14 protein-coding genes are annotated in these 16,858 nt (G+C 60.9%); 10 read left to right on the top strand and 4 right to left on the bottom strand.

From position 1 onward, the window contains the following. Positions 1-168: 168 nt before the first annotated feature. From ACDZ94_RS16425 to ACDZ94_RS16400, 6 genes are read left to right on the top strand one after another with little or no spacing between them, the layout of a single operon-like run. Positions 169-1,056, top strand: coding sequence for a proline iminopeptidase-family hydrolase (locus tag ACDZ94_RS16425; protein WP_262667379.1), 888 nt, complete (start codon positions 169-171; stop codon positions 1,054-1,056). Between the two features lie 3 nt (positions 1,057-1,059). Continuing rightward, positions 1,060-2,007, top strand: coding sequence for an ABC transporter permease (locus ACDZ94_RS16420; protein WP_064451475.1), 948 nt, complete (start codon positions 1,060-1,062; stop codon positions 2,005-2,007). Then, positions 2,004-2,861: an ABC transporter permease gene (locus ACDZ94_RS16415; protein WP_432750451.1), complete on the top strand. Its 858-nt coding sequence runs from the start codon at positions 2,004-2,006 to the stop codon at positions 2,859-2,861. The genes ACDZ94_RS16420 and ACDZ94_RS16415 overlap by 4 nt, the downstream gene beginning before the upstream one ends. Then, positions 2,858-3,814, top strand: coding sequence for an ABC transporter ATP-binding protein (locus ACDZ94_RS16410; RefSeq protein ID WP_432750450.1), 957 nt, complete (start codon positions 2,858-2,860; stop codon positions 3,812-3,814). Before ACDZ94_RS16415 ends, ACDZ94_RS16410 begins: the two co-directional genes overlap by 4 nt. After that, entirely contained in the window at positions 3,811-4,830 is a 1,020-nt protein-coding gene (locus ACDZ94_RS16405; protein WP_432750449.1) for an ABC transporter ATP-binding protein, read from the top strand. The genes ACDZ94_RS16410 and ACDZ94_RS16405 overlap by 4 nt, the downstream gene beginning before the upstream one ends. Continuing rightward, the gene (locus ACDZ94_RS16400; RefSeq protein ID WP_221294253.1) at positions 4,812-6,326 is read left to right on the top strand and encodes an ABC transporter substrate-binding protein; all 1,515 of its coding nucleotides are present in this window, start codon (positions 4,812-4,814) and stop codon (positions 6,324-6,326) included. The genes ACDZ94_RS16405 and ACDZ94_RS16400 overlap by 19 nt, the downstream gene beginning before the upstream one ends. Before the next feature lie 151 nt (positions 6,327-6,477). Here the strand turns inward: ACDZ94_RS16400 and ACDZ94_RS16395 are convergent, their stop codons facing one another. The 4 genes from ACDZ94_RS16395 to ACDZ94_RS16380 form a co-directional block, all read right to left on the bottom strand. Continuing rightward, positions 6,478-7,218, bottom strand: a complete 741-nt coding sequence (locus ACDZ94_RS16395) for a YciK family oxidoreductase (RefSeq protein ID WP_259762881.1) — start codon at positions 7,216-7,218, stop codon at positions 6,478-6,480. A 189-nt stretch (positions 7,219-7,407) separates the two neighbouring features. Continuing rightward, entirely contained in the window at positions 7,408-8,079 is a 672-nt protein-coding gene (gene mupP / locus ACDZ94_RS16390) for an N-acetylmuramic acid 6-phosphate phosphatase MupP (protein WP_064451481.1), read from the bottom strand. Positions 8,080-8,083: 4 nt separating this feature from the next. Further along, on the bottom strand, positions 8,084-8,782 hold the full coding sequence (gene ubiG / locus ACDZ94_RS16385; RefSeq protein ID WP_064451482.1) for a bifunctional 2-polyprenyl-6-hydroxyphenol methylase/3-demethylubiquinol 3-O-methyltransferase UbiG: 699 nt from the start codon (positions 8,780-8,782) through the stop codon (positions 8,084-8,086). A gap of 63 nt (positions 8,783-8,845) precedes the next feature. Continuing rightward, positions 8,846-10,177 carry a TRZ/ATZ family hydrolase gene (locus ACDZ94_RS16380; RefSeq protein WP_432750448.1) on the bottom strand — a complete coding sequence of 444 codons (1,332 nt, stop codon included), beginning with the start codon at positions 10,175-10,177 and terminating at the stop codon, positions 8,846-8,848. A 109-nt stretch (positions 10,178-10,286) separates the two neighbouring features. Here ACDZ94_RS16380 and mtnA point away from each other — a divergent pair, with 109 nt between their 5' ends. The 4 genes from mtnA (at position 10,287) to pheA (ending at position 16,855) form a co-directional block, all read left to right on the top strand. Next, positions 10,287-11,357, top strand: a complete 1,071-nt coding sequence (mtnA, locus tag ACDZ94_RS16375; RefSeq protein ID WP_064451484.1) for an S-methyl-5-thioribose-1-phosphate isomerase — start codon at positions 10,287-10,289, stop codon at positions 11,355-11,357. Positions 11,358-11,780: 423 nt separating this feature from the next. After that, complete coding sequence (gene gyrA / locus ACDZ94_RS16370) at positions 11,781-14,444, top strand: DNA gyrase subunit A (protein WP_432750447.1); 2,664 nt, start codon at positions 11,781-11,783, stop codon at positions 14,442-14,444. 231 nt (positions 14,445-14,675) lie between these two features. Next, complete coding sequence (gene serC, locus ACDZ94_RS16365) at positions 14,676-15,761, top strand: 3-phosphoserine/phosphohydroxythreonine transaminase (RefSeq protein ID WP_064451486.1); 1,086 nt, start codon at positions 14,676-14,678, stop codon at positions 15,759-15,761. Continuing rightward, positions 15,761-16,855, top strand: coding sequence for a prephenate dehydratase (gene pheA / locus ACDZ94_RS16360; RefSeq protein WP_064451487.1), 1,095 nt, complete (start codon positions 15,761-15,763; stop codon positions 16,853-16,855). The genes serC and pheA overlap by 1 nt, the downstream gene beginning before the upstream one ends. The last annotated feature ends 3 nt before the right edge of the window (positions 16,856-16,858 follow it).

Raw genomic sequence — 16,858 nt, 5'->3', positions numbered from 1 at the left:
ATTCATTTGAATCTCGACTTGCGGCAAGTAGAATGCCACGCCCCGGCGAAGGACTGCCAGGCCAAACCTATAAGAAATACTAGGTTATGGACGCACGGCATCCTCGGTAGTGTTGGCCAGATAAACGGCCGCTGACTGCCAGGCCGATACAACACAAGGAACGTATGCATGTGGCGTGAAATTGCCCCCGACCAGCAGTACAACGTGCAAGTCGACGGCCATAACGTCGTGGTCTACAGCTTTGGCGACGGCGATGAGGTGCTCTTGTGTCTCAATGGCGGCCCGGGCTTGCCATGTGACTACTTGCGCGACGCCCATGGCTGGCTCAAAGACCATAACCTGCGAGTGGTTGCATTCGACCAGCTTGGTACCGGCGCATCAGCCAGACCGGCCGACGTTTCCTTGTGGGAAATCAGCCGTTATGTCGAAGAAGTTGAAACCGTGCGCCGTGCCCTGGATCTCGGCCGTGTGCATTTGCTGGGGCATTCCTGGGGCGGCTGGCTGGGCATCGAATACGCCATCCATTACCCCGACGCACTGAAAAGCCTGATCCTCGAAAACACCGTCGGCGACATTCCGCACCTGTCCCAGGAGCTCGAACGCCTGCGCGGTGCCCTCGGCAGCGAAACCGTGGCCATGATGCAGCGCCATGAAGCCATGGGCACCCTGGACCATCCGCAGTACCAGGCCGCGATTACTTTGCTCAATTACCGCCACGTCTGCCGTCTGGACGAATGGCCGGAGCCGGTCAAACGCTCCCTTGGCGATTGGAACATGGGACCCTACGAAGCCATGCAGGGCCCCAACGAATTCCTGTACATCGGTAACCTCAAGGACTGGAACCGCATCCCCGAGATGGCCGAGTTCAAGATGCCAATCCTGATCACCACCGGCCAGCACGATGAACTCACGCCGGCCTGCGCCCATCGCATGAAGCTGGCCGCCAGGCATGCCGAATTGCACGTGTTTCCCAACAGCAGCCACATGCCCTTTTATGAGGAACCCCACGCGTACTTCCCGGTGCTGCTGGACTTCCTCGCTCGCCATCGAGGCTGACGGATGAACCTGGCGCGTTACCGTTTTGTACTGTCCCGGCCGCTGCAATTGCTGCCGGTGTTGTTTGGCATCAGCCTGATCACCTTTGTGCTGGTGCGCTCGATCCCCGGCGACCCGGCGCGGGCCTTGCTGGGCTCACGCAGTACGCCGGATGCGTTGCTGAAAATCCGCGCCCAGTACGGCCTCGATCAACCGTTGTGGCTGCAGTATTTCTACTTCCTCAAGAACTTGCTCAAGGGCGATCTCGGCCAGTCGCTGTTGTACAAGGTTGACGCCTTGAAGCTGATCGTCACGCGGATCGAACCGACCTTGGTACTGGTGCTCGGCAGTGTGCTGCTGGCGCTCTTGATTGCAGTGCCGCTGGCGACGGTGGCGGCGCGCAATAAAGGTGGTTGGGCAGACAACCTGATCCGCGTGTTCACCACGGTTGGCCTGGGCATGCCGGCGTTCTGGCTGGGCTTGATGTTGATTTTGTTGCTGAGCGTGAAGTGGGGCCTGTTCCCGGTGTCCGGCTACGGGCGCACCTGGCTGGATAAGGCTCACCATATGCTGCTGCCCTGTTTGACCATCGCCCTGGCGCTGTCGGCGGTGCTGGTGCGTAACCTGCGCGCGAGCATGCTGATGGAGTTGCAGGCCGACCATGTCACCGCTGCCCGGGCGCGCGGGCTGTCGGAGGCCGCCGTGTTCCGTCGGCATGTGTTGCCCAATTCCCTGGTGCCGGCGGTCAACTTGCTGGCGGTGAATATCGGGTGGTTGATCAGCGGCACCGTGGTGATCGAGAGTCTCTTCGCCATTCCCGGCATCGGCCAGTTGCTGGTGCGCGGCATCTTCACCCGTGACTACATGGTGGTGCAGGGCGTGGCCATGGTGCTGGCGTGTGCGACGGTGGTGGTCAACTTCGTCGCTGACGTGGTGACGGTGGCCCTCGACCCACGGGTGAAGATGCAATGAGCAGCCGCCCACTGATTGCCCCGTGGCGTTTGCGCCTGCGTTTTGGTTTTCGTAATGGTCGACTGACCGCTGCGTGGGGGTTGTTGATTTTGTTGGCCTGGTTTGCCCTGGCACTGTTTGCACCGTGGGTTGCGCCTTTTGATCCGATTGCGCAAAACACCGATATCAGCTTGTTGGGCCCCAGCATGGCCCACCCGTTCGGCACGGATAACTACGGAAGGGACATTCTTTCGCGGGTGGTCTGGGGCGCGCGTATCGACTTGCAACTGGCCATCATCGGGGTGATTTTCCCGTTCATGATCGGCACCTTCGTCGGCGCCGTCTCCGGCTACATCGGCGGTCGCTTCGACAGCGTCTGCATGCGCGTGATCGACGTGATCCTCGCGTTCCCGTTCCTGGTGCTGATGCTGGCGATCATGGCCATTCTCGGCCCGGGCTTGAAGAGCTTCTATATCGCCATGGCGCTGGTGGGCTGGGTGTCGTATGCGCGGCTGATCCGCTCACAGATCCTGGTGCTCAAGGAAAGCGACTTCGCCTTGGCCGCCAAGAGCCTGGGCTTTGGCCACGGGCGCATTCTGTTCCGGCATTTGCTGCCCAACGCGATGTTTGGCTCGATTGTGTTTTCCATGTCCGACGCGGTGCTGGTGCTGCTCAACGGCGCCGCCGTGAGTTATCTGGGCCTGGGTGTGCAACCGCCGACGGCCGAGTGGGGTACGATGGTGGCCGAAGGGCAGGCGTTCATCACCACCGCCTGGTGGATTTGCACCTTCCCGGGCCTGGCCATCGTGACCCTGGCCATGGGTTTCAGCCTGTTGGCCGATGGCGTGGCGCAAGTGTTGGGAGACCGTTCATGAGCCTGCTTCAAGTGCAGGACCTCAGCGTGATCGCCCATAACGCCGGGCTTGATGTCACGCTGGTTGACCGGGTGTCCTTCAACCTGGCCGAAGGCGAAATCCTCGGCCTGGTGGGCGAGAGTGGCTCGGGCAAGACCATGGCCTGTCGCGGCCTGATGCGGCTGTTGCCGTCGGCCAATCTGCGCGTGCAAGGCGGTGCCGTGCGCCTGGCAGGTCGCGATTTATTGCAACTGGATGACCCCGGCATGCGCGCCGTGCGGGGCGGGCAACTGGGTATGATTTTCCAGAACCCCAGCAGCCATCTTGACCCGCTGATGCGCATCGGCGAGCAGATCGCCGAAGGTATTCGGCTGCATCAAGGCGCGTCGAAAAAAGACGCACGCTTGCACGCCATCGAGGTGCTGCGCCAGGTCGGCATTCCCGATCCCAAGGCGCGAGTCGATAACTACCCTCACGAGTTTTCCGGCGGCATGCGTCAGCGGGCAATGATCGCGGTGGCCCTGGGCTGCAACCCGAAAGTGCTGATTGCCGACGAGCCGACCACCGCGCTGGATGTGACCGTGCAGGCGCAAATCCTGCGCCTGTTGCTGGACTTGCGCGACCAGCATGGCCTGTCGATGATCATGATCACCCACGACCTCGGCGTAGTGGCGCAAACCTGTGACTCGATCGCGGTGATGTACGCCGGGCGCCTGTGCGAACACGGCAGCAAGTACGACTTGCTGGCCCATCCACAACACCCGTACACCGCCGGCCTGATCGATTGCCAGCCCGCCCACAGCAGCGGCCACGCCTTGCTGCGTACCATTGCTGGCCAGCCGCCGTTGCTGGATGCCTTGCCCGCCGGTTGCCGGTTCAACCCGCGCTGCCCGCAGGTGGGCGCCTTGTGCACCGAGTTGCTGCCGGAAGGTGCGCGGGTGGCCTGTCACTATCCCTTGGGAGGCCAACCATGAGCCTGTTGCAGATCAAGGACCTCGAGGTGCGTTTTGCGGCGTCCGGCACCGGTTTGTTTGGCCTGAATAAACAGTGGGTGAGGGCGGTGAACGGTGTGTCGCTGAACCTGGCCGCCGGTGAAACCCTGGGTCTGGTGGGCGAGTCCGGCAGCGGCAAGAGCACACTGGGCCGGGCAATTTTGCACCTCAACCCGATCAGTGCCGGGCAGGTCTTGTTCGATGGCGTGGACATGGCCCATGGCAGCGCTATCGACATCGCTCGCCTGCGCCATGAAACCGCGATGATTTTCCAGGACCCTTACGCCGCCCTGAACCCACGCCACACCATTGGCGAAACCATTGCCGAAGTGCTGCGGGTGCAACGCAAAGCCGCGCCAGAGCAAATTCCCCAGCGGGTCAATGAATTGCTCGAACTGGTCGGCCTGCGCCCCGAATTGGCCAACCGCAAACCTGGTTCACTCAGTGGTGGCCAATGCCAGCGTGTCGGTATCGCTCGGGCGCTGGCGGTAGAGCCGCGCTTGATCATCGCCGATGAGTGCGTGGCGGCATTGGATGTGTCGATTCAGGGCCAGATCATCAACCTGTTGCTGGAACTGCAACAGCGCATGAACCTGGCGATCCTGTTTATCGCCCATGACCTGGCCATCGTGCGTCGCCTGTGCGACCGCGTGGCGGTGATGTACCTGGGCAAGATCGTTGAGGAAGGGCCGGTGGAGGCGGTGTTTACCGCGCCGCGCCATCCGTATACAGCGGCGCTGATCGAGGCGATTCCCGAGATTGATCCGCGTCGGCCTTTGCCTGCGGAGCCGTTGCCGGGTGAGCCGCCGAGCCCGTTGAATTTGCCCGCAGGTTGCGCCTTTCACCCGCGTTGCCGCTACGCCCGGACAATGTGTTCCGTGGTGTTGCCGCCTACTCATTTCCTGCACGAGCATCGATACAGTTGCGTGCTTGAAGCACCTTTGCCCCTTTCTGCCATTCATGAACAAGGAGTTATGACATGCAATCCCGCCACTTGAAGTTGCTCGCCGCGGCTACATTGACCGCTTGGTCCCTCACTGCAGGGTTGGCTCACGCCGCTGGCGTGCTGACCATTGGCTGCCGTGAAGACAGCACCACTTTCGATCCGATCAAAAGCGCGCAAAACCGCGACACCTGGGTATTCGCCAACGTCTACGACACCCTGGTGCGCGTGGATAACCTGGGCACGAAGATGGAGCCGGGCCTGGCTGAAAGCTGGGAGATTTCCAAGGATGGCCTGACCTACACCTTCAAGCTGCGTGACGCGAAGTTCTCCGATGGCTCGCCGATCACCGCCGACGACGCGGCGTTCAGCCTGTTGCGCATCCGCGACAACAAGGCGTCGCTGTGGAGTGACCCGTTCAGCCTGATCAGCACGGCCAAGGCCAGTGATCCCAAGACCCTTGTGGTCACCCTGAAAACCCCGGCCGTGGCCTTCCTCTCGCAATTGGCCTCGCCGACGGTATCGATCCTGTCGGAAAAAGCCATGACCAAAATGGGCGAGGACGCCTACTCGGAAAACCCGGTGACCTCCGGCGCGTTCACCGTAGAGGAGTGGCGCAAAGGCGATCGCGTCATCCTGAAAAAGAACCCGAACTTCTGGCAGGCCAAGAACGTCAGCCTGGATGGCGTGGAGTGGGTCTCCGTGACGGACGACAACACGCGCATGCGCATGGTGCAGAACAACGAACTCGACACGGCGATCTTCGTACCGTTCTCCCGCGTGGAAGAACTGAAGAAAGACAAAAACGTGGTGATCCACTCCGACCCGTCCACCCGTGAAGATCACCTGCTGATCAACCACGCTCACGGTCTGCTGGCCAAGCAGCCAGTGCGCGAGGCGCTGGACATGGCCATCGACAAACAGTCGCTGGTGAAGACTGCGACTTACGGTCAAGGCACCGTGGCCTATTCCTACATCCCGAAAGGCTCGCTGTTCCACTATGCCAACAACCTGCAGCGCCCGTATGACCCGACGGCCGCGAAGAAACTGCTGGAAGAGGCTGGCGCCAAGGATTTGAAGCTCAACTACGTGGTCAACGCCGGCAACGAAGCGGACGAGCAGATTGCAGTGATCATCAAGGACCAGTTGGCCAAGGTCGGCGTGACTGCCAACCTGCAGAAAGTCGACCCGACGCAAAGCTGGCAGATGCTGGTGGACGGTGAGTACGACATTTCAGTGATGTACTGGACCAACGACATTCTCGACCCGGACCAGAAGACCACTTTCGTACTGGGCCATGACACCAACCAGAACTACATGACCCGCTACAAGAATGACAAGGTCAAGGAACTGGTGGCGGCTGCGCGGATCGAGGCCGACCCGGTCAAGCGCGAGCAGATGTATGTGGAGTTGCAGAAGCTGGCGAAACAGGATGTGAACTGGATTGATCTGTACTACAGCCCGTACATCAACATCTCACGCAAGAATGTGAGTAACTTCCTGCAAAACCCGCTGGGGCGTTTCACCCTTGAGGACGTGGTGAAAAACTAAACCCCCAGATACACCGCAAACCAATGTGGGAGCTGGCTTGCCTGCGATGGTATCAACTCGGTATGTCAGATACACCGCGGTGATGCCATCGCAGGCAAGCCAGCTCCCACTTAAACCCGGTTCCACCGTTTGATTTGTGCTGTGTCAGGTTTTACTGCGCATCAAACGCCTGCCCATTGATGCCCGTACTGTCCGGGCCCATCAGGTACAGGTACACCGGCATGATCTCTTCCGGCGCCGGCCTTTCCATCGGGTTTTCACCGGGGTACGCCTGGGCGCGCATGCTGGTGCGTGTTCCGCCCGGGTTGATACTGTTGGAGCGCACCGCCGCCACGTCCTCCAGCTCGTCGGCCAGGGTTTGCATCAGGCCTTCAGTGGCAAACTTCGACACGCCATAAGCGCCCCAGTACGCCCGGCCCTTGCGCCCGACGCTGCTGGAGGTGAACACCACCGACGCATCCTGGGACAGCTTGAGCAGCGGCAGCAACGTGCTGGTCAGCATGAACATCGCGTTGACGTTGACGTGCATCACTCGCATGAAATTCTCACCGGACAACTGCTCGATCGGTGTGCGTGGGCCGATGATCGAGGCGTTGTGCAGCAGGCCGTCGAGGCGGCCGAATTCTTTTTCGATCATCGCCGCCAGCTCATCGTACTGATGGGGCAGGGCGGTCTCCAGGTTGAACGGAATCACCACCGGTTGCGGTTGGCCGGCGGCTTCGATCGCGTCGTACACCTCGGCCAGGTTGGCTTCGGTCTTGCCCAGCAACAGCACGGTGGCGCCATGGGCGGCGTAGGTTTTTGCCGCCGCCGCGCCAATCCCGCGACCGGCGCCGGTCACCAGGATCACCCGGCCTTTGAGCAGTTCTGGACGTGCGCAGTAATCAAACATAAATAGCCTCGACAGAGTTCAGTAGGTTTACAAACACTGAACCAAGAACAGTACACAAATCCTAATGTGGGAGGGGGCTTGCTCCCGATTGCAGAGTGTCAGGCACTGTATCAATCACTGACCTACCGCTATCGGGAGCAAGCCCCCTCCCACATCGGGTCTTCATAGGTCAGCAGGACCGGTGAGCAATCAGCAACTGCACAGTGCATTATCCAGCACCTTGCGCAGTTCCAGCGGGTGATCCACCACCACATCGGCGCCCCAGTTGCGTGGGTTGTCATCGGGGTGGATGTAGCCGAACGTGACCGCTGCGGTGCGGGTGCCAGCGTCACGGCCGGACTCGATATCGCGCAGGTCATCGCCCACAAACAACACGCTGGCCGGGTCCAGGTTGAGCATCTTGCACGCCAGGATCAGCGGCTCAGGGTCCGGCTTGCTGTTCTTCACGTGGTCCGGGCAGATCAGCAGCGCCGAGCGCTCCGCCAGGCCCAACTGCTGCATGATCGGCTCGGCAAAGCGCAGCGGTTTGTTGGTGACCACGCCCCAGACCAGCTTGGATTTTTCGATGTCTTGCAGCAACTCGGCCATGCCGTCGAACAGTTTGCTGTGGATTGCGCAGCCCTTGAGATAGCGCTCCAGGAACTCCAGGCGCAGTTCTTCAAAGCCAGGGGATTCGGGGTCCATCGAGAAGGTCACGGCGACCATCGCCCGCGCACCGCCGGAGATTTCATCGCGGATGTGCTGGTCGTTGATCGGCGCCAGGCCGCGGTCGGCGCGCATGGCCTGGCAGATCGCGATGAAGTCCGGCGCGGTGTCCAGCAAAGTACCGTCCATATCGAAGAGAACCGCTCGCAACTTCACAGGCTTACTCCTCGCGCAGAGTCTGGATCATGTAGTTGACGTCCACGTCACTGGCCAGCTTGTAGTGCTTGGTCAGCGGGTTGTAGGTCAGGCCGATGATGTCTTTGACGGTCAGCCCGGCCTGACGGCTCCAGGCACCCAGCTCGGACGGACGGATGAATTTCTTGAAGTCGTGGGTGCCACGCGGCAGCAACTTCATGATGTATTCGGCGCCGATGATCGCGAACAGGTAGGCCTTGGGATTGCGGTTGATGGTGGAGAAGAACACCTGGCCGCCCGGCTTGACCATGCGGAAGCACGCGCGAATGACCGAGGACGGGTCCGGTACGTGCTCGAGCATCTCAAGGCAGGTGATCACGTCGAACTGCTCGGGCATTTCCTCGGCCAGGGCTTCGGCGGTGATCTGGCGGTATTCCACGCTCACGCCGGATTCCAGTTGGTGCAACTGGGCCACGGCGAGCGGGGCTTCGCCCATGTCGATGCCCATGACGGTGGCGCCGCGCTGGGCCATCGCTTCGCTGAGGATGCCGCCGCCGCAACCGACGTCGAGCACCTTCTTGCCGGCCAGGTTGACGCGTTCGTCAATCCAGTTGACCCGCAGCGGGTTGATGTCGTGCAGGGGTTTGAACTCGCTTTCGCGGTCCCACCAGCGGTGGGCCAGGGCTTCGAATTTAGCGATTTCGGCGTGGTCGACGTTGCTCATGATAAATCCTCTAAATCTGATAAATCGGTTTGCAGGTGTTGAAGCTTAGGTTCAAACCCTGCGTTATTCGCTGTGCCCGCTGATCCGTTGGCCCCAGGCAATGGCCGTGGCGGTCAACTGTGGTTCATCCATGCGGGTCAATTGCCGGTCGTCGAGCAACTGCTTGCCGGCGACCCAAAGGTGTTTCACACAATCGCGTCCGGTGGCATATATAAGCTGTGAGACCGGATCGTAGATCGGTTGTTGCGCCAGCCCCGAAAGATCAAAGGCCACGATATCGGCAGCCTTGCCGACCTCCAGCGAGCCAATCTCGCCCTCCAGGCCCATGGCCCGAGCACCGTTGAGTGTGGCCATACGCAGGGCGCGGTGGGCATCCAGCGCGGTGGCCGAGCCGGCGACCGCCTTGGCCAGCATCGCAGCGGTACGGGTTTCGCCCAGCAAATCCAGGTCATTGTTGCTGGCGGCGCCGTCGGTGCCGATCGCCACATTCACGCCAGCCTGCCACAGACGCTCCACCGGGCAAAAGCCGCTGGCCAGTTTCAGGTTCGATTCCGGGCAATGGATAACGCTGGTGTTGCTTTCTACCAGCAAAGCCAGGTCATCCTCGCTGATTTGGGTCATGTGTACGGCCTGGAAGCGCGGGCCGAGCAGGCCGAGGCGACCCAGGCGCGCCAGTGGGCGTTCACCGGTCTGCTCGACGGCCTGCTGCACTTCGAAGGCGGTTTCGTGCACGTGCATATGAATGGACGCGTCGAGTTCTTCGGCGATCACCCGGATTTTTTCCAGGTTCTCATCGCATACGGTGTAAGGCGCGTGGGGCCCGAAGGTGATCTTGATGCGCGGGTGGTGCTTGAGGTCGCCGAACAGTTCTACGCCCTGGCGAATGGCCTCGTCGGCGCTGCTGGCGCCGGGAATCGGGAAGTCGAGGATCGGAATCGCGATTTGTGCACGCATACCGCTGTTGTGCACGCAGTCGCTGGCGACCTTGGGGTAGAAATACATGTCGGAAAAACAGGTGATGCCGCCTTTAAGCTGCTCGGCGATGGCCAGGTCGGTGCCGTCGCGCACGAAGGCTTCGTCGACCCATTTGGCCTCGGCGGGCCAGATGTGCTGTTCCAGCCAGGTCATCAGCGGCAGGTCGTCGGCCAGGCCGCGAAACAGGCTCATTGCCGCGTGGCCGTGGGCATTGATCAAACCGGGGCTGAGCAACATGCCCGGCAGCTCGCGCACCTCGCTAGCCGCCAGCTTCAAGGCCGCAGCCCGCGGCCCGATAAAGGCGATGCGCCCGTCGCGGATGCCCAGGCCATGTTCCTTGAGCACCACGCCGGCAGGTTCGACAGGTACCAGCCAGGTGGGCAGCAGCAACAGGTCGAGCGGGGCGGCAGTGGAGGTCATCGCAGGCTTCTTCCCGGGCAGCTATAAAAGAAGGGCGAAGTATACCCGAGCGTCCTGGCTGGCGGATCGCTATAATCCGCGGCTTTTGTTCATGAGTGCGGGGTAAGGGATGCGCGACCGACTGTTAGCTGCGGAGAAAGTGAAGGCCATCGATTGGCGTGATGGCGCACTGCACCTGCTCGATCAGCGTGCCTTGCCGTCCCGGGAAACCTGGGTTGTCTGCGCCACTGCAGCTGAAGTGGCCGACGCCATTCGTACCATGGTGGTGCGTGGAGCGCCTGCGATCGGTATCAGCGCCGCCTATGGTCTGGTGCTCGCCGCGCGTGAGCGGATCGCCGAAGGTGGCGACTGGCAGGCAGCGTGGGAAGAAGACTACGCATTACTGGCTGATACTCGTCCGACGGCGTCGAACCTGTTCTGGGCCTTGAAGCGCATGCGTGATCGGCTGGACCGCGTGAAGAAGCCCGCCGACGCGCTGGTCGTGCTGGAAGCCGAAGCCATCGCGATCCATGAAAGCGACCGGGAAGCCAACCTCGTCATGGCCCAATTGGGCCTCGAGCGGATTCGCAAGCATCAGGGCAATGCTCAGGCGATCCTGACCCATGGCAATGCGGGCGCCTTGGCCACCGGCGGTGTCGGCACTGCTCTTGGGGTGATTCGTGCGGCTTTCCTGGAGGGTTTGGTCGAGCATGTCTACGTCAATGAAACCCGCCCCTGGCTGCAAGGTTCGCGGCTGACGGCGTGGGAGTTGGCGGCAGACGGTATTGCGGTCACGGTGAATGCTGACTCGGCCGGCGCGCATATCCTCAAGACCAAAGGCGTGACCTGGGTGATTGTCGGCGCCGACTGCATTGCGGCCAACGGTGATGTGGTCGGCAAGATCGGCACTTATCAGCTGGCCGTCTGCGCCATGCACCATGGCGTGCGCTTCATGGTGGTGGCGCCAAGCTCGACACTCGATTTGATGATGGCCACTGGCGATGACGTCGCCCTGGAAGAGCGTGATCCCGGCGAGTTGCTGGATGTTATGGGGCAGCGATTGGATGTGGCTGCCCTTAATCCCGTGTTCGACGTCACCCCGGCCGATCTGATTGATGTGATAGTGACCGAAAAAGGCATTGTCGAGCGGCCGGATACGGCGAAGTTGGCCAAGTTGATGTGCCGTAAGCGGCTGCATTAAAGGCTTTGCTGTCTGTGGTGTCGCTATCACCGGCAAGCCAGTTTCCGCCTTTGACAGGTGGGCACATCCAAAATGTGGGAGCGGGCTTGCCCGCGATTGGCCTTGAAAGTCAATAAACCCCTCGGATCTGCACCGGAAAAATAGCACCACCCTATCTCTGAGCCCCTCTCGTCGCCCTCAAGCCTGTCATCCGTCAACTTACTATGCTCCATGCGCGTCTGGGGGATAGGTGCGTGGCGGCGATTGTGATAACATCCGGCGGTTTCCAGGGCTGCCCCGAGGGGTGGCCTATAACGTGCAGATCCGTGTCATAACTCGTTGATTTGTCGTAAGTCGTTGTCAGGCACTCTGCCGGCAGCGGCGAGCTTCGTTCGTCCCATAGGATGTGACGAGGTTTCACCCGAAAAAGGAATCAGGCTTCTCATGGGCGAACTGGCCAAAGAAATCCTCCCGGTCAATATCGAAGACGAGCTGAAACAGTCCTACCTCGACTACGCGATGAGCGTAATTGTCGGTCGGGCACTGCCTGATGCGCGCGATGGCTTGAAGCCCGTGCACCGGCGTGTGCTGTTCGCGATGAGCGAGCTGGGTAACGACTGGAACAAGCCGTACAAGAAATCTGCCCGTGTTGTCGGTGACGTGATCGGTAAGTATCACCCTCACGGCGACACTGCGGTGTACGACACCATCGTTCGGATGGCCCAGCCGTTTTCCCTGCGCTACCTGCTGGTAGACGGCCAGGGCAACTTCGGTTCGGTCGACGGCGACAACGCTGCGGCCATGCGATACACCGAAGTGCGCATGACCAAGCTGGCGCACGAGCTGCTGGCCGACCTGCATAAAGAAACCGTGGACTGGGTGCCGAACTACGACGGCACCGAAATGATCCCGGCGGTCATGCCAACCCGTATTCCGAACCTGCTGGTCAACGGCTCCAGCGGTATCGCCGTGGGCATGGCCACCAACATTCCGCCGCACAACCTCGGTGAAGTCATCGACGGTTGCCTGGCCCTCATCGACAACCCTGAGTTGACCGTCGATGAGCTGATGCAATACATCCCCGGCCCGGACTTCCCGACCGCCGCGATCATTAACGGTCGCGCCGGTATCATCGAAGCCTACCGTACCGGTCGCGGCCGTATTTACATGCGCGCCCGCTCGATGATCGAAGACATCGACAAGGTCGGTGGCCGTCAGCAGATCGTCATCACCGAACTTCCTTACCAGCTGAACAAGGCGCGTCTGATCGAGAAGATCGCCGAGCTGGTTAAAGAGAAGAAGCTGGAAGGCATCACCGAACTGCGTGACGAGTCCGACAAAGACGGTATGCGCGTGGTGATCGAGCTGCGTCGTGGCGAAGTGCCTGAGGTGATCCTCAACAACCTCTACGCCCAGACCCAGCTGCAAAGCGTGTTTGGTATCAACGTGGTTGCACTGATCGACGGCCGCCCGCGCATCCTGAACCTCAAGGATCTGCTGGAAGCCTTCGTGCGTCACCGCCGCGAAGTCGTGACCCGCCGTACCGTGTTCGAACTGCGCAAGGCCCGCGAGCGCGGCCACATCCTGGAAGGCCAGGCGGTTGCACTGTCGAACATCGACCCGGTTATCGCACTGATCAAGGCTTCGCCGACCCCGTCGGAAGCGAAAGAAGCACTGATCAAGATGCCGTGGGAATCCAGCGCCGTGGTTGCGATGGTTGAACGTGCCGGTGCCGACTCGTGCCGTCCGGAGACCCTCGACCCGCAATACGGTCTGCGCGAAGGCAAGTACTTCCTGTCGCCGGAACAGGCCCAGGCCATTCTGGAACTGCGTTTGCACCGCCTGACCGGCCTGGAGCACGAGAAGCTGCTGGCCGAGTACCAGGAGATCCTCAACCAGATCGGCGAGCTGATCCGCATCCTCAACAGCGCCGTGCGCCTGATGGAAGTGATCCGCGAAGAACTGGAAGTGATCCGCGCCGAATACGGCGACGTGCGCCGCACTGAAATCCTGGATGCCCGTCTCGACCTGACCCTGGGTGACATGATCCCGGAAGAAGAGCGCGTCGTGACCATCTCCCACGGTGGCTACGCCAAGACCCAGCCTTTGGCTGCGTACCAGGCCCAGCGTCGTGGTGGTAAAGGCAAATCGGCTACTGGCGTTAAGGATGAGGACTACATCGCTCACCTGCTGGTCGCCAACAGCCACACCACGCTGCTGCTGTTCTCCAGCAAAGGCAAAGTGTACTGGCTGAAAACCTACGAAATCCCGGAGGCCTCGCGTGCCGCCCGTGGTCGTCCATTGGTCAACCTGCTGCCGCTGGACAGTGATGAATACATCACCACCATGCTGCCGGTCGATGAGTACACCGAGGGTCACTTCATCTTCATGGCCACCGCCAAAGGCACCGTGAAGAAGACCCCGCTGGAATCCTTCAGCCGTCAACGCAGCGTGGGCCTGATCGCCCTGGAGCTGGACGAAGGCGACGTGTTGATTTCTGCCGCTATCACCGATGGCGAGCGTGAAGTCATGCTGTTCTCCGACGGCGGCAAAGTGACGCGCTTCAAGGAATCCGACGTTCGCGCCATGGGTCGTACTGCCCGCGGTGTACGCGGCATGCGTCTGCCGGAAGGGCAGAAGCTGATTTCGATGCTGATCCCGGAAGAAGGCAGCCAGATCCTCACCGCTTCGGCGCGTGGTTATGGCAAGCGCACCGCCATCAGCGAGTTCCCGGAGTACAAGCGTGGCGGCCAAGGCGTTATCGCCATGGTCAGCAACGATCGCAACGGCGGTCTGGTCGGCGCGGTCCAGGTGCTCGATGGCGAGGAGATCATGCTGATTTCCGACCAGGGCACCCTGGTGCGTACGCGTGTGGCTGAAGTGTCGAGCCTGGGGCGTAACACCCAGGGCGTGACGCTGATCAAGCTGGCCAGCGACGAAACCCTGGTAGGCCTGGAACGTGTCCAGGAGCCATCGGAAGTCGAGGGCGAGGAGCTGGAAGGCGAGGAAGGGATTGCACTCGAGGGGCAAGTGATCGGCGATGCCGATGACGGCGTCGACGAGCCAACCCTCGACGCTGCCGCAGACGAAGAAGAACCGCAGGAATAAGCGGACACACAGGGGGCGGATGAAGATTCGCCCCCTTGTTGTTTGTCCGGCCGGAAATATCGACAGCCATGGAGATCTAGTGTGGGAGCGGGCTTGCTCGCGAAAGCGGACTGACATTCACCAGAGATGTCGCCTGTTAGATCGCTTTCGCGAGCAAGCCCGCTCCCACATTGGATCGGGTGTCGGCTGATATGTTTGTGTGACTACCACCAGATCAGAGTGAGATTGGATGTGAGCAAGAGAGCCTATAACTTCTGTGCCGGTCCCGCGGCGCTTCCTGAAGCAGTCCTGCAGCGCGCGCAGGGTGAACTCCTCGACTGGCATGGAAAAGGCCTCTCCGTGATGGAAATGAGCCATCGCAGCGATGAGTTCGTGTCCATTGCCACCAAGGCCGAGCAGGATCTGCGCGACTTGCTGGACATCCCCTCCAACTACAAAGTGTTGTTCCTGCAAGGCGGGGCAAGCCAGCAGTTTGCCCAACTGCCGCTGAACCTGCTGCCGGAAGGCGGCACTGCCGACTATATCGACACCGGTATCTGGGGCCAGAAGGCCATTGAAGAGGCCTCCCGTTACGGTCATGTCAATGTGGCGGGCACCGCCAAGCCTTACGACTACTTCGCCATTCCGGGTCAGAACGAGTGGAAGTTGTCGAAGGATGCGGCCTACGTTCACTACGTAGCGAACGAAACCATCGGCGGCCTGGAATTCGACTGGGTGCCTGAAGTGGGTGACGTTCCGTTGGTGTGCGACATGTCCTCGGACATTCTCTCGCGCCCGATCGATGTGTCCCAATACGGCATGATCTACGCCGGTGCGCAGAAGAACATCGGCCCGAGCGGTATCCTGGTCAACATCATCCGTGAAGACCTGCTGGGTCGTGCGCGTTCGCTGTGTCCGACCATGCTCAACTACAAGGTCGCGGCCGATAACGGTTCGATGTACAACACCCCGCCGGCGTTTGCATGGTATCTCTCGGGCCTGGTGTTCGAGTGGCTGAAAGAGCAGGGCGGCGTGGCTGCCATGGGCAAGCTTAACGAAGAGAAGAAGCGCACGCTGTACGACTTCATCGACGCCAGCGGCTTGTACAGCAACCCGATCAACCTGACCGACCGCTCGTGGATGAACGTACCGTTCCGCCTGGCTGACGACCGTCTGGACAAGCCATTCCTGGCCGGTGCCGATGCGCGCGGCTTGCTGAACCTCAAGGGTCACCGTTCGGTAGGTGGCATGCGCGCCTCCATCTACAACGCTGTCGATATCAACGCCATCAAGGCGCTGATTTCCTACATGGCAGAGTTCGAAAAGGAACACGGCTAATGTCTGAGCAAGAACTCAAGGCCCTGCGCGTACGCATTGACAGCCTGGATGAGAAAGTCCTGGAACTGATCAGTGAGCGCGCGCGGTGCGCCCAGGAAGTAGCACGGGTAAAAATGGCCTCACTGGCTGAAGGCGAAGTGCCGGTGTTCTACCGGCCTGAGCGCGAAGCCCAGGTGCTCAAGCGCGTAATGGAGCGCAACCAGGGCCCGCTGGGCAACGAGGAGATGGCGCGGTTGTTCCGTGAAATCATGTCGTCGTGCCTGGCGCTGGAGCAGCCACTGAAAGTGGCGTATCTCGGCCCTGAAGGCACCTTCACCCAAGCGGCGGCCATGAAGCACTTCGGCCACGCCGTGATCAGCAAGCCAATGGCGGCGATCGACGAAGTGTTCCGTGAAGTGGCGGCCGGTGCGGTGAATTTTGGCGTGGTGCCGGTGGAAAACTCCACGGAAGGCGCAGTCAACCACACGCTGGACAGCTTCCTTGAGCACGACATGGTGATCTGCGGCGAAGTCGAGTTGCGCATCCACCACCACTTGCTGGTGGGCGAGAACACCAAGACCGACAGCATCAGCCGGATCTATTCCCACGCTCAATCGCTGGCTCAATGCCGTAAGTGGCTGGACGCGCATTACCCGAATGTCGAGCGCGTGGCGGTGTCCAGCAACGCCGAAGCGGCCAAGCGGGTCAAGGGTGAGTGGAATTCGGCGGCGATTGCCGGCGATATGGCCGCTGGCCTGTATGGCCTGACGCGCCTGGCCGAGAAAATCGAGGATCGCCCGGACAACTCCACGCGTTTCCTGATGATCGGCAGCCAGGAAGTGCCGCCGACCGGCGACGACAAGACTTCGATCATCGTCTCCATGAGCAACAAGCCCGGTGCGCTGCATGAGCTGCTGGTGCCGTTCCACGATAACGGGATTGACCTGACGCGAATCGAGACACGCCCTTCGCGCAGCGGTAAATGGACGTATGTGTTCTTTATCGACTTCGTCGGCCACCACCGCGACCCACTGGTTAAAGGTGTGCTGGAGAAAATCAGTCAGGAAGCCGTGGCACTCAAGGTGCTGGGCTCTTACCCGAAAGCGGTTTTGTGAGGC

It is taken from the genome of Pseudomonas sp. UBT (assembly GCF_050915955.1).
GTDB lineage: Bacteria > Pseudomonadota > Gammaproteobacteria > Pseudomonadales > Pseudomonadaceae > Aquipseudomonas > Aquipseudomonas antarctica_A.
The sequence above is the reverse complement of the archived record's forward strand: the minus strand, read 5'-3'. Positions and strand labels throughout refer to the sequence as shown.